At 61.9% G+C, this 13,013-nt stretch carries 10 protein-coding genes and 1 pseudogene; all 11 read right to left on the bottom strand.

Translation table 11 applies throughout. The annotated features are described in order from the left end of the window. Positions 1–156: 156 nt before the first annotated feature. The 11 genes and pseudogenes from hutG to hutU all read right to left on the bottom strand — a co-directional run bounded on the left by hutG (position 157) and on the right by hutU (position 12,954). The gene (gene hutG / locus JFT66_RS06980; RefSeq protein WP_034117311.1) at positions 157–957 is read right to left on the bottom strand and encodes an N-formylglutamate deformylase; all 801 of its coding nucleotides are present in this window, start codon (positions 955–957) and stop codon (positions 157–159) included. A gap of 11 nt (positions 958–968) precedes the next feature. Beyond that, positions 969–2,174, bottom strand: a complete 1,206-nt coding sequence (gene hutI / locus JFT66_RS06985; RefSeq protein ID WP_198859027.1) for an imidazolonepropionase — start codon at positions 2,172–2,174, stop codon at positions 969–971. A 15-nt stretch (positions 2,175–2,189) separates the two neighbouring features. Further along, the gene (locus JFT66_RS06990; protein WP_198859028.1) at positions 2,190–3,599 is read right to left on the bottom strand and encodes an amino acid permease; all 1,410 of its coding nucleotides are present in this window, start codon (positions 3,597–3,599) and stop codon (positions 2,190–2,192) included. A gap of 45 nt (positions 3,600–3,644) precedes the next feature. Continuing rightward, positions 3,645–3,731: pseudogene (locus JFT66_RS29730) on the bottom strand (outer membrane lipoprotein carrier protein LolA); the annotation flags it as partial. Positions 3,732–3,761: 30 nt separating this feature from the next. Further along, on the bottom strand, positions 3,762–5,300 hold the full coding sequence (gene hutH / locus JFT66_RS06995; protein ID WP_152612301.1) for a histidine ammonia-lyase: 1,539 nt from the start codon (positions 5,298–5,300) through the stop codon (positions 3,762–3,764). Between the two features lie 30 nt (positions 5,301–5,330). Further along, complete coding sequence (hutH, locus tag JFT66_RS07000; protein WP_198859036.1) at positions 5,331–6,857, bottom strand: histidine ammonia-lyase; 1,527 nt, start codon at positions 6,855–6,857, stop codon at positions 5,331–5,333. 136 nt (positions 6,858–6,993) lie between these two features. Further along, positions 6,994–7,818 (bottom strand): quaternary amine ABC transporter ATP-binding protein, encoded by an 825-nt coding sequence (locus tag JFT66_RS07005; RefSeq protein WP_056847172.1) that lies wholly within the window; start codon positions 7,816–7,818, stop codon positions 6,994–6,996. Next, the gene (locus JFT66_RS07010; RefSeq protein WP_034108788.1) at positions 7,815–8,666 is read right to left on the bottom strand and encodes an ABC transporter permease; all 852 of its coding nucleotides are present in this window, start codon (positions 8,664–8,666) and stop codon (positions 7,815–7,817) included. Before JFT66_RS07010 ends, JFT66_RS07005 begins: the two co-directional genes overlap by 4 nt. 71 nt (positions 8,667–8,737) lie before the next feature. After that, positions 8,738–9,703, bottom strand: a complete 966-nt coding sequence (locus JFT66_RS07015) for an ABC transporter substrate-binding protein (RefSeq protein ID WP_034117308.1) — start codon at positions 9,701–9,703, stop codon at positions 8,738–8,740. 69 nt (positions 9,704–9,772) lie between these two features. Next, complete coding sequence (locus tag JFT66_RS07020; protein WP_034117307.1) at positions 9,773–11,218, bottom strand: purine-cytosine permease family protein; 1,446 nt, start codon at positions 11,216–11,218, stop codon at positions 9,773–9,775. A gap of 50 nt (positions 11,219–11,268) precedes the next feature. Continuing rightward, positions 11,269–12,954, bottom strand: coding sequence for a urocanate hydratase (gene hutU / locus JFT66_RS07025; protein ID WP_332875113.1), 1,686 nt, complete (start codon positions 12,952–12,954; stop codon positions 11,269–11,271). Positions 12,955–13,013: the final 59 nt, after the last annotated feature.

Below are 13,013 nucleotides of genomic sequence, written 5' to 3' on the forward strand. Positions count from 1 at the left end.
ACCCGAATTGTGCAATGAGCATGTCCTTGAGTACTTAGACCTGTGTCAGCAGTTCGCTCGTCAGATAATCCAGCAGATAGTCATACAACTGCATTGAGTCGACTGTCAGCCCGTTATTGGGGGCTTGCCCCCGATAGCTGCTTCAGAAACCCTGAATCAGCGGTAATGGGTTTGCCCCCAAGATAAAAAACCTTGTAGCAGTTGCTTCAACACCACCTGGGTCGGTTCCGCCAAGTCGGGGCGATAGCGAAACGGCTCAAACTCTTCCATATACGCGCTCTGGCACAACTCCAGTTGCACGGCATGAATATCCTGCTCAGGGTCGCCGTAGTGTCGGGTGATGTGGCCGCCCTTGAAGCGCCCGTTCAGTACGTGGGTGTACTGCGGGTGCATGGCGCAGATGGCCTCGAGCTGGCGGGCCAATTCGGGGGCGCAAGCGGCGCCGTTGAAAGTGCCGAGGTTAAAGTCCGGCAGCTTGCCGTCGAACAGGTGCGGGATCACCGAGCGGATCGAGTGCGCATCGAACAGCAGCGCGTAGCCAAACTCGGCCTTCAGGCGCGCCAGTTCCTCCTGCAGCTTGCGGTGATAAGGGCCCCAGATTTTTTGCAGGTAGGTCGCACGCTCTTCCTCGGAGGGCGTTTGCCCCTCACGGAACAACGGCACGCCATCGAACAGCGTCTCCGGGTACAGGCCGGTGGTGGCGCCCGCATAGAGCGGTTTGTTATCGGAAGGCCGGTTCAAGTCGATGACAAACCGCGAGTACTCCGCGGCCAGGGTGCTGGCGCCCAGTGCTTCGGCAAAGTCATACAACGCAGGAATATGCCAGTCGGTGTCGGGCAAGCTTTGCGCCTCGGGGATCAACCCGGCCTCTACCGCAGGCGTCAGGCGCACGCCGGCATGGGGCATGCTGATCAGCAGCGGCACACGGCCTTGTTTGAAGTTCAGAACCTTATCCACAAAAGCGCTCCTTAAACAGTGACATCGACGCCGTGGCGCACGACGCGTTTTTCCAACTCGCCACCGAGCCAGTAAGCCAAGTCGGCCGGGCGATCAATCTGCCAAGCGACAAAGTCAGCGACCTTGCCCGCCTCCAGCGAACCATGGGTGTCGCCCATGCCCAACGCGGTGGCCGCATGCTGCGTGGCGCCGGCCAGGGCTTCTTCCGGAGTCATGCGAAACAATGTGCACGCCATGTTCAGCATTAACCGAACGGAAAGCGCCGGCGAGGTACCGGGGTTGAGGTCGCTGGCAATAGCGATCTTCACGCCGTGTTTACGCAAGGCCTCCATCGGCGGCAATTGGGTTTCACGCAGGAAGTAGAAAGCCCCCGGCAGCAAGACCGCCACGGTGCCGGCAGCGGCCATGGCGATGGCGTCGTCTTCGGTCATGAACTCCAGGTGGTCCGCCGACAACGCGTGGTAACGCGCCGCCAGGCTCGAGCCGTGAAGCGACGAGAGTTGCTCGGCGTGCAGCTTCACCGGCAGGCCCAGTTGCTGGGCGACTTTAAACACGCGCTCGACCTGCTCCGGGGAAAACGCCAGGTATTCGCAGAACGCGTCCACCGCATCCACCAAGCCTTCTGCGGCCAGGGCCGGCAGCATCTGGCTGCAGATGTGCTCGATGTAGTCGTCGGCGCGGTCCTTGTACTCCGGTGGCAACGCGTGGGCGGCCAGGCACGTGGCGCGCACGCTGACCGGTAGCGCTTCACCCAAGCGCCGGGCCACGCGCAACATCTTGCGTTCGTTGGCCAGGTCCAGGCCGTAGCCGGACTTGATCTCCACCGTGGTCACGCCGTCACGCAGCAAACTGCGCAAGCGCTTTTCGGCGCTGGCAAACAGTTCATCTTCCGTGGCGGCGCGGGTGGCACGCACGGTGCTGGCAATACCGCCGCCCTTGGCCGCGATTTCGGCGTAGCTGACGCCCTCGAGGCGCTGCTCGAATTCGCTGCTGCGATTGCCGCCAAACACCGTGTGGGTGTGACAGTCGATCAGCCCGGGGGTGACCCACGCGCCTTGCAGGTCATGCACCTGGGCGTAATCCGCCGTGGGGGCCTGGGCCTGTGGGCCGATCCACTCGATGAGCGAGCCGGCAGTCACCATGGCGGCATCCTCGATGATCGAGTATTTGCCCTGGGCCATGGTTGCGACGTGGCAGTGTTGCCAAAGCGTTTTCATCAACGCCTCCCTAAGTTATCGATGAGACAAAGCCGGGTCGTAATGGACCTTGGCCGTTTGCCCGGCGGCGGGCTTGACCCACAGCAAGTAGGCGACGATCAGCAGCACGATCCACACGGCACCGACCATCAAGGCCGCCTGGGTGTCCGGGAAGTACCCGAGCACGCCAAATACGAACAGCATGAACACAATGGCCGCTGCCGGCGCATAGGGCCAGAACGGCACCGGGAATTTCAGCTCGGCGACCTGCTCCTTGGTCATCGAGCGACGCATGGCGACCTGGGTGAACAGAATCATCAACCACACCCACACAGTGGCGAAGGTGGCAATCGAGGCGATCAGCAGGAATACGTTTTCCGGGATCAGGTAGTTGAGCACCACACCGCCGAGCAAGGCGGCGCCCATCACCACCACGGTCATCCACGGCACGCCCTGCCTGGACAGTTGGGCAAAGCCCTTGGGCGCCTGACCTTGTTGGGCCAGGCCGTACATCATGCGGCCGGCGCCAAAGATGTCGCTGTTGATCGCCGACACGGCCGCCGAGATCACCACGATATTGAGGATGGTCGCCGCCGAGCCTATCCCCAGGTTGCTGAAGATCTGCACGAACGGGCTGCCCTGGCTACCGATCTGCGGCCATGGGTAGATCGCCATCAACACGAACAGGGTCAGCACGTAGAACAACAGGATACGCAGTGGCACTGCATTGATCGCCTTGGGGATCACCCGTTGCGGGTCCTTGGCTTCACCGGCAGTAATGCCGATGATTTCGATACCGCCGAAGGCGAACATCACCACCGCAAACGAGGCGATCAGCCCGCCGATGCCGTTGGGCATAAAGCCGCCGTGGGCCCACAGGTTGCTCAGGCCACTGGCCTGGGTTTCGCCAGCCGAGTGAATGCCAAACAGCATGATGCCGAAGCCGCCGAGGATCATCGCCACGATGGCGCCGACCTTGAGCAGCGACAGCCAGAACTCCATTTCGCCAAACACTTTGACGTTGCACAGGTTCAGGCCGCCGATCAGAAACACGATGCCCAGCACCCAGACCCAGCGTGCGACTTCGGGAAACCAGAAGCCCATGTAGATGCCGAAGGCGGTGACGTCGGCCAGGCAGACGATGATCATTTCAAACGCGTAGGTCCAACCGAGGATAAACCCGGCCATGGGCCCCAGGTAGGTGCTGGCGTAATGGCCGAAGGAGCCGGATACCGGATTGTGCACGGCCATCTCACCGAGGGCGCGCATCACCATGAACACCGCGGCGCCGCCGATCAGGTAGGCCAGCAGCACGGCGGGGCCGGCCATCTGGATGGCGGAGGCGGAGCCATAGAACAGCCCGGTGCCGATTGCGGAACCCAGCGCCATGAAACGAATATGGCGGGCGTTGAGCCCGCGTTTCAAACCTTTTTCTTGCTGGTGCATTTCTCTTCCCTAATTATTCTTGTCCGAGAAAAACGCGACCTCACCTGTAGGAGCGAGCTTGCTCGCGAAAAACCTGAGAGCGCTGATGGATGTCAGGTTTACCGCGTAATCGTTGGCGATTTTCGCGAGCAAGCTCGCTCCTACAGTGAAGGCAGCGGCGTGTTAGAGGCTTGGCAGCAACTTGGCCGGCACCAGCTCATTCAGGCAACGGGTGGCGAGCAGTTCGCTGGCGGCGTTGATGTCCGGGGCGAAGAAGCGGTCCTTGTCATAGAACGCCACTTTGTCGCGCAGAATGCCGCGGGCTTTTTCCAGTTTTGGCGAGGTTTTCAGGCCGTCGCGCAGGTCCAGGCCCTGGCAGGCTGCGAGCCATTCCACCGCGAGGATGCCACGGGTGTTCTCGGCCATTTCCCACAGACGCTTGCCCGCAGCCGGGGCCATGGAGACGTGGTCCTCCTGGTTTGCCGAGGTCGGCAGGCTGTCGACGCTATGGGGATGGGCCAGTGCCTTGTTTTCACTGGCGAGCGCGGCAGCCGTCACCTGGGCGATCATGAAGCCGGAGTTCACCCCGCCATTGCCCACCAGGAACGGCGGCAGTTGCGACATGTGCTTGTCCATCATCAGCGAGATGCGGCGCTCGCTCAGAGAACCGATTTCAGCGATGGCCAGGGCCATGTTGTCGGCAGCCATGGCCACCGGTTCGGCGTGGAAGTTACCGCCGGAAATAACGTCGCCTTCGGCGGCAAATACCAGCGGGTTATCCGACACCGCGTTGGCTTCGACCACCAGTACTTCGGCAGCCTGGCGGAACTGGGTCAGGCACGCGCCCATGACCTGTGGCTGGCAACGCAGGGAGTACGGGTCTTGCACCTTGTCGCAGTTCTGGTGCGACTGCGAGACCTGGCTGCTTTCGCCCAGCAGGTCGCGATAGGCCGCAGCCGAGTCGATCTGCCCACGCTGGCCACGAGCGGCATGAATACGCGCATCGAACGGCGAGCGCGAACCCAGTACCGCTTCCACGGTGAGGCCGCCACAGGTAAGCGCGCCGGCGAACAGGTCTTCACCTTCGAACAGGCCGCGCAACGCGTAAGCAGTGGATACCTGAGTACCGTTGAGCAGGGCCAGGCCTTCTTTGGCAGCCAGGGTCAGCGGCGTAAGGCCGGCGACTTTCAGCGCTTCGGTGGCTTCAAGCCATTCGCCCTTGTAGCGCGCCTTGCCTTCGCCGAGCAGCACCAGGGACATATGCGCCAATGGCGCCAGGTCACCGGATGCACCAACCGAACCTTTCAGTGGAATGTGCGGGTACACCTCGGCGTTGATCAGCGCGATCAGCGCGTCGATCACCTGGCGACGAATCCCGGAAAACCCACGGCTCAGGCTGTTGACCTTGAGCACCATGACCAGCCGCACCAGCGCATCGCTGATCGGCTCACCCACGCCAGCGGCATGGGACAGCACCAGCGAGCGTTGGAGGTTCTCCAGGTCTTCGCTGGCGATGCGGGTCGAAGCGAGCAGGCCAAAACCAGTGTTGATGCCGTAGGCGGTGCGGTTCTCGGCGAGAATCTGCTCCACACAGGCGACGCTGGCTTCGATCTGGGCCGAGGCGCTGTCATCCAGGCTGAGGGTTACCGGCTGCTGGTAGATGGCACGCAGTTGGGCAAGGCTCAGTTGGCCTGGAATCAGATTTAGCGCAGTCACATTCATGCTCCTTTGAATTGTTTTTTGAATAAGTAGTCAGTGCAATTGGGGTAATACGTGGTGCAGCAAAGTGGGGTCTTCAAGCAGCGCGGCGGCACTGGCGATGTCCGGGGCCAGCCAGCGATCCTGTTCATACGGCGCAACCTGCTCACGCAGCAGGCGCCAGGCACTCTCGGTGCCCGCGCCGAAGCGCTGGCCTTTGAGGAACTCGAACGCCTGGGCCGCCAGCAGGTATTCGATGGCGAGAATCTGGGTAATGTTGGTCAGCACCTGGTGCAGCTTGAGCGCGGCGTTGGTGCCCATGCTCAAGTGGTCTTCCTGCAAGCCGGAGGTGACGAAGTTGTCGAGCACCGCAGGTTGCGCCAACTGACGGTTCTGCCCGCACAAGGACGCCGCGACGTACTGCACGATCATCATCCCGGAGTTGACCCCGGGGTTACTCACCAGGAAGGCCGGCAAGCCGCTGACGTGCGGGTTGATCAGGCGGTCCAGGCGGCGCTCGGCCACCGAGCCGATTTCGGCCATGGCAATCGCCAGCATGTCCGCCGCCAACGCCACGGACTGGCCGTGGGGGTTGGCCTGGGATACCACGCGGTAGTTGTCCGGCGTGCCAAGCACCAGTGGGTTGTCCGTGGCGCTGTTGAGTTCGGTCTCGATCTGGCGCGTGGCGTGTTCCACTTGGTCACGCGCCGCGCCGTGGATCTGCGGGATCGAGCGAATGCTCAGGGCGTCCTGGGTACGAATGCCTTTGCTGCTGGCGATCACTTCGCTGCCGTCGAGCAGGGCACGCAAGTTGATGCCGACTTGCTGCATGCCCGGGTGCGGTTTGAGGGCGATGATTTCTTGGTCAAAAGCGTCGATCTGGCCACGCTGGGCTTCGAAACTCATGGCGCCGATCACGTCGGCCCATTGCAGCAGATGGTGAGCATCGGCCAGGGCCAGGCAGCTCAGGCCGGTCATGCACGGTGTGCCGTTGACCAGGCACAGGCCGTCCTTGGCACCGAGCACCACGGGTTGCAAGCCTTCTGCTTGTAATGCTTCTAGCGCCGTCACGATCTGACCGCGGTAGCTCACATTGCCGACGCCGAGCAAGGCCACGCCGATATGGGCCATGTGGGTCAGGTAGCCTACCGAGCCCTGGGACGGCACGTGTGGGGTGATGCCGTGATTGAGCAGCGCCAGCAGCGAGTGCACCACCTGCGGATGCAGGCCGGACTTGCCGTGGCTGTAGTTGATGATCGCCGCGCAGATGATCGCGCGGGTCTGCTCGTCGCTGAGCACCGGGCCGACGCCACACGCGTGGCTCAGCAGTGTATTGCGCGACAGCTGGCTGAGTTGCTCGCCCTTGAGCGACACATTGCACAACGCGCCCAGGCCGGTGTTGACGCCATAGGCACGCTCGCCGCTGGCAACGATGCGTTGCACGATGGCCTGGGCATTGTCGATACGCGCCCAGGCCTGGCCCGAGAGTTCGAGCACTGCGCCATGGCGGGCCACGGCGGTCACGTCCTGCCAGCGCATCGGGCTGTCGGCGATGATTATTTTTGTTGTTGCCTGGGGCATCTTCATACCTTCTTCAATTCTTGTGCAGCCTTACCGGCCTCTTCGCGAGCAAGCCCGCTCCCACATTTGAAATGCATTCCAAGGTGGGAGCGGGCTTGCTCGCGAAGAGGCCAGCCAACTCACCACAAACCCCGGCTCAGACCACCGCCGCCCGCCGCTGAACAAACCGATCCACATACTCATCCGCCGGCGAATGCAAGATCTCCCGCGGCGTGCCGACCTGGATCAGCTTGCCGTCCTTGAGGATCGCAATGCGGTTGCCAATGCGCACGGCCTCGTCGAGGTCGTGGGTGATAAACACGATGGTCTTGTGCAGGGTCTTTTGCAGCTCGAGCAACTGGTCTTGCATCTCGGCGCGGATCAGCGGGTCGAGGGCGCTGAAGGCTTCGTCCATCAGGATGATGTCGGTGTCGGCGGCCAAGGCGCGAGCCAGGCCCACGCGCTGGCGCATGCCGCCGGAAAGCTGGTGCGGGTATTTGTTTTCGTAGCCCTTCAGGCCCACGGTTTCGATCCAGTGCAGGGCGCGCTCGGCACACACCTGCTTGGTTTCGCCACGCACTTTCAGGCCATAGGCAACGTTGTCGAGCACGCTCTTGTGGGGCAACAGGCCGAAGCTCTGGAACACCATGCTGATCTTGTGCCGGCGGAATTGGCGCAGGGCTTCCATGTCCAGTTGCAGGATGTCTTCGCCGTCCACCAGGATAGCGCCGCTGGTGGGATCGATCAGGCGATTGAAGTGGCGCACCAGGGTGGACTTGCCGGAACCCGACAGGCCCATGATCACGAAGATCTCACCAGTGCCGATGCTCAGCGAAAGGTCGTTCACACCGACCACGCAGCCGGTCTCGGCGAGAACCTGGTCCTTGGTCTTGCCCTGGCCGACCATCGCCAGCGCATCCTTGGAGCGCGTGCCGAATATCTTGAAGACGTTCTTGACTTCGATTTTGCTGACAGTAGTCATTTGCTCGCCTCATGCCGTGGACGACCATAGGCCTGGGTAATGCGGTCGATGACCACTGCCAGAATCACAATCGCCAGCCCTGCTTCAAGGCCACGACCGACGTTGAGGGTCTGGATGCCGACAAGCACGTCTTCACCCAAGCCACGGGCACCGATCATCGAGGCGATCACCACCATCGACAGCGCCATCATGGTGGTCTGGTTGATACCGGCCATGATGCTCGGCAGTGCCAGCGGCAATTGCACGCCGAACAGCTGCTGCCAGCGGTTGGCGCCAAAGGCGTTGATGGCTTCCATGACTTCGCCATCGACCTGGCGAATGCCCAGGTCCGTCAGGCGAATCAGCGGTGGCGCAGCGTAGATCACCGTGGCGAAAATCGCCGGGACCTTGCCCAGGCCAAACAGCATCAGCACCGGGATCAGGTACACGAAGCTAGGCATGGTTTGCATGATGTCCAGCAGCGGCATCAGTACCGAACGCAGGCGATTGCTGCGGGCCGACAGAATGCCCAGCGGAATGCCGATCAGCACGGAGATCACCGTGGCGACCATCATCAGTGCCAGGGTCTGCATCAGCTTGTCCCACAGGCCAACCGCGCCCACCAGGAACAGCAAACCGACGATCACCGCCGTGGTCACCAGCTTGCGCGTGGCGTGCCAGGCAACGCCGCCGACGATGGCCAGCATCAGCCACCACGGCGCCATGCGCAGCAACCCTTCCAGGTTGACGATGGCCCACAACAGGGTGTCGGAGATGTGCCGGAACACATCGCCGTAGTTGGTGACCAGCGAGTCCACCCAACCGTTGACCCAGTCGGCGATGGAAAACGTAAAACTCTCAGGAAACATATCGTGCTCTCGATCCAGTGGGTTGTGGCCAGCCGCCCGGCCGCCCCTGAGGGTAGCCGTGCACACTTGACCTACAAGGCCGCGTCGATTTTCTTGGCTGCGTCGTCGCTCACCCAGGCGTGCCAGACTTCAGGATGTTCCTTGAGGAAAATTTTCGCCAGTTTTGGCGACTCGATTCGCTCCTTGGCCATGCGAGCGAGGTTCTGGTTGAGCAGGTCGATGGGCAGGTTGACCTTTTCCAGCACGGCCACCAATTCCGGGGCTTGCTCATGGAAAGTCTTGGACACGCCGACCTTGATGCTGACGCTCTTGTCCACACCCGGTTTCTCGTCCAGCTTGACCAGGTCGACCTGGCCCATCAGCGGCGTCGGCGACCAGTAGTAGAACAGGATCGGCTCGCCGCGCTTGTAGCTCGACAGCACCGCCGCATCCAGCGCCGGGCCGGTGCCTGGGCGGAAGTTGGTGTAGGTACTTTCCAGGCCGTAGCTCTTGAGCATTTCGCTGTTGTCCAGCTCGCAGGTCCAGCCGGCCGGGCAGTTGTAGAACCGGCCCTTGGAGGGCTCTTCCTGGTCCTTGAACACCGAGGCGTATTTGGCCAGGTCGGCGATGTTTTTCAGGTCCGGGGCCTTGGCTTCCAGCTTGCGCTTGGCGTCGCCTTCGATCACATAACGTGGCACGTACCAGCCTTCGACCGCACCGACGACCGGGGCACCGACACCGACGACTTTGCCGGCCTTCTCGGCCTTGTTCCAGACTTCGCTGCGGCCTACCCACTCTTCGGCGAATACTTGGATGTCGTTACTGCCCAGGGCGTTTTCCATGGTGATGGAATTGCCCGGCAGGCTGTCGGTTTTGCAGTCGTAGCCTTTTTCCAGCACGGTTTGCAGGATGTCGGTGAGCAACATGCCGCTTTCCCAATTCAGGCCGGCAAATTTCACCGGTTTACCGGACTCGCACCAACCGGCCGCCTGGGCGCCGGCACTTGCCAGCAAGCCCGCAGAGAACAAGGTGGCGAGCAAGGTCTTATTCATAGTCATTGTTGTGACGCTCCCAATCATGAAATGGATTACGGCAGTCAGTAGGCATCCTGCCCTGTCCACGTCCCATCAGGCTTGTGCAGCCAGCCCGGTTGTTATGGGTAAAGCGCCCTGCTCTGTTGGCAGGATCAGGTGATCGGGTACCGTGCCGTGCCATTTTTTCGCACACACGTAATACAGGGCCGCCGGCAGTACCAGGCCGATGATCCAGGAAATGTCCACGTCGCCCATCGCGGCCACCAAAGGGCCGGTGTAGAACTTGGTGGAGATGAACGGCAACTGCACCAGCACGCCGAAGACATACACGCTGATACCCAGCAGGTTCCAGCGCCCGTAGCGACCGTTCGGGTCGGCCAGTGCCGGCACGTCATAGCGCTCGCGGGTGATGCAGTAGTAATCCACCAGGTTGATCGCACTCCAGGGCGTAAAGAACGCCAGCAGGAACAGGATGAACGACTTGAACGCACCGAGGAACGAGTGCTGGCCGAGCAACGCGATCAATGTTGCCGTACCGACGATGGCCAGCACGAACAACAGGCGCTGCAGACGCGTGACCTCCAGGCGACCACGAAAGCCGCTGACGATGGTCGCAATGCACATGAAACTGCCGTAGGAATTCAGCGTAGAGATGGTGACCTTGCCGAACGCGATGCTGAAGTACAGCAACGCAGCCGTGGCTCCCGTACCGCTCAAGCCAACGATGTAGGCCACTTCGTGACCGGCGAACTGCCCGTTGGACATGGCCGCGGCAAACACGCCAAGGACCATCGCCACCTGTGCACCGACGACCGAACCTGCGCCGGCAGCGAGAAAGGTTTTCACCGACGACGTACTGCTCGGCAGGTAACGTGAATAGTCCGCCACATAAGGGCCGAAGGCGATCTGCCAGGATGCCGCGAGCGACACGGCCAGCAGAAAACTGCTCCAGCTGAAGTGGCGGATCTGCAGGAGTGCGCCAACATCGGTCTGACTCATCAGGCGACTGAACAGGTAGACAAAGGCAATCACGCCAATGACGCTGGCGACACGGCCGATGAAATGGATCACCCGGTAGCCCAACACGGTGACCAGCACGATGACACTGGCGAAGATCAGGATGCCGACGCTGTCGCTGACCCCAAACAACTGGCCCAGCGCCTGACCCGAAAGTACGGTGCCGGTTGCGGTGAAACCAAGGTACATCAAGCAGACCAGAACGATCGGGATGGCCGCGCCATACACACCGAACTGAACCCGGCTGGAAATCATCTGCGGCAGGCCAAGCTTGGGGCCTTGCGCTGCATGCAACGCCATGACGCCGCCGCCGATCAGTTGACCGACCAGCAGCCCGATCAACGACCAGAACACATCACCGCCCAGCACCACGGCCAGGGCGCCGGTGACAATCGCGGTGATTTGCAGGTTGGCGCCCATCCACAGGGTGAACTGGCTAAATAGACGACCATGTCTTTCCGCTTCCGGGATGTAGTCGATCGAACGCCTTTCGATCAACGCAGTGGTGTCATGTGCAGCCATGGTGTTCAACCTCTGATGGATTGTCTTAGGTACGCCGCCTCCCACATGGGTTACTTGATCATCGGAAGGTTGAGGCCCTGCTCCTTGGCGCAATCGATGGCGATCTGGTAACCCGCGTCGGCATGACGCATCACCCCGGTGGCCGGGTCGTTATGCAGTACGCGGGCAATGCGCTCAGCCGCTTCGTCGGTGCCGTCGCAGACGATCACCATGCCGGAGTGTTGGGAGAAGCCCATACCCACGCCGCCACCGTGGTGCAGCGAAACCCAGGTCGCGCCGCTGGCGGTGTTGAGCAAGGCGTTGAGCAGCGGCCAGTCGGACACGGCGTCGGAACCGTCCTGCATGGCTTCGGTTTCGCGGTTCGGGCTGGCGACCGATCCGGAGTCCAGGTGGTCACGGCCGATCACGACCGGCGCGGACAACTCGCCGCTGCGCACCATTTCGTTGAAGGCCAGGCCGAGCTTGGCGCGCTGGCCCAGGCCAACCCAGCAGATACGTGCCGGCAGGCCCTGGAAGCTGATGCGCTCGCGGGCCATGTCCAGCCAGTTGTGCAGGTGGGCGTCGTCCGGGATCAGCTCTTTGACTTTGGCGTCGGTCTTGTAGATGTCCTGCGGGTCGCCGGACAGCGCCGCCCAACGGAACGGGCCGATGCCTCGGCAGAACAGCGGGCGGATGTAGGCCGGTACGAAGCCCGGGAAGTCGAAGGCGTTTTCCACGCCTTCTTCCTGGGCCATCTGGCGGATGTTGTTGCCGTAGTCGAAGGTCGGGATGCCTTGTTTCTGGAATTCCAGCATGGCTTTGACGTGCACGGCCATCGACTGTTTGGCGGCCTTGATCACGGCGGCGGGCTCGGTCTTGGCGCGGGCGCGGTATTCGTCCCAGGTCCAGCCGGCTGGCAGGTAGCCGTTGAGTGGGTCGTGGGCGCTGGTCTGGTCGGTGACCATGTCCGGGCGTACGCCACGCTTGACCAGTTCCGGCAGGATTTCTGCTGCGTTACCCAGCAGGGCGATGGAGATAGCCTTGCCTTCCTTGGTGTACTTGGCGATGCGTGCCAACGCGTCGTCGAGGTCGGTGGCTTGCTCGTCGACATAGCGGCTGTTCAGGCGGAAATCGATGCTGACCTGCTGGCATTCGATGTTCAGCGAGCAGGCGCCAGCCAGGGTTGCCGCCAGCGGCTGGGCGCCGCCCATGCCGCCGAGGCCGGCAGTGAGCACCCAGCGGCCGGTCAGGTCGCTGTTGTAATGCTGGCGACCGGCTTCGACGAAGGTTTCATAGGTGCCCTGGACGATGCCCTGGCTGCCAATGTAGATCCAGCTGCCGGCGGTCATCTGGCCGTACATGGCCAGGCCCTTGGCATCCAGTTCGTTGAAATGCTCCCAACTGGCCCAGTGCGGCACCAGGTTGGAGTTGGCGATCAGTACGCGTGGGGCGTTGCTGTGGGTCTTGAACACGCCGACCGGTTTGCCCGATTGCACCAGCAGGGTTTCGTCGTCGTTCAGGTGAGTGAGGCTCTCGACGATCTGGTCGTAGCACTCCCAGTTGCGCGCCGCACGGCCAATACCGCCGTACACCACCAGTTCTTTCGGGTTCTCGGCCACTTGCGGGTCGAGGTTGTTCATCAGCATGCGCAACGGCGCTTCAGTCAGCCAGCTTTTGGCGGTCAGTGTGTTACCGCGGGCGGCGCGGATTTCGACGTCACGGTATTTTGTAGGCCTGGCTTTCGAAAAATCGGTCACTGCTGGACTCCTCGGCATGATGCGCGAACATGGATGGTGCGAAGGAGAGTCTTACGCAC

It is taken from the genome of Pseudomonas sp. MF6755 (genome assembly GCF_016405635.1).
Lineage (GTDB): Bacteria > Pseudomonadota > Gammaproteobacteria > Pseudomonadales > Pseudomonadaceae > Aquipseudomonas > Aquipseudomonas haemolytica.

Bases quoted from the DNA above. Each gene is read 5' to 3' on its own strand.
- JFT66_RS07015 (WP_034117308.1), bottom strand. From the start codon at position 9,703: ATGACTATGAATAAGACCTTGCTCGCCACCTTGTTCTCTGCGGGCTTG.
- hutH (WP_152612301.1), bottom strand. From the start codon at position 5,300: ATGAATGTGACTGCGCTAAATCTGATTCCAGGCCAACTGAGCCTTGCC.
- hutH (WP_198859036.1), bottom strand. From the start codon at position 6,857: ATGCCCCAGGCAACAACAAAAATAATCATCGCCGACAGCCCGATGCGC.
- hutI (WP_198859027.1), bottom strand. From the start codon at position 2,174: ATGAAAACGCTTTGGCAACACTGCCACGTCGCAACCATGGCCCAGGGC.
- JFT66_RS07010 (WP_034108788.1), bottom strand. From the start codon at position 8,666: ATGTTTCCTGAGAGTTTTACGTTTTCCATCGCCGACTGGGTCAACGGT.
- JFT66_RS06990 (WP_198859028.1), bottom strand. From the start codon at position 3,599: ATGCACCAGCAAGAAAAAGGTTTGAAACGCGGGCTCAACGCCCGCCAT.
- JFT66_RS07020 (WP_034117307.1), bottom strand. From the start codon at position 11,218: ATGGCTGCACATGACACCACTGCGTTGATCGAAAGGCGTTCGATCGAC.
- JFT66_RS07005 (WP_056847172.1), bottom strand. From the start codon at position 7,818: ATGACTACTGTCAGCAAAATCGAAGTCAAGAACGTCTTCAAGATATTC.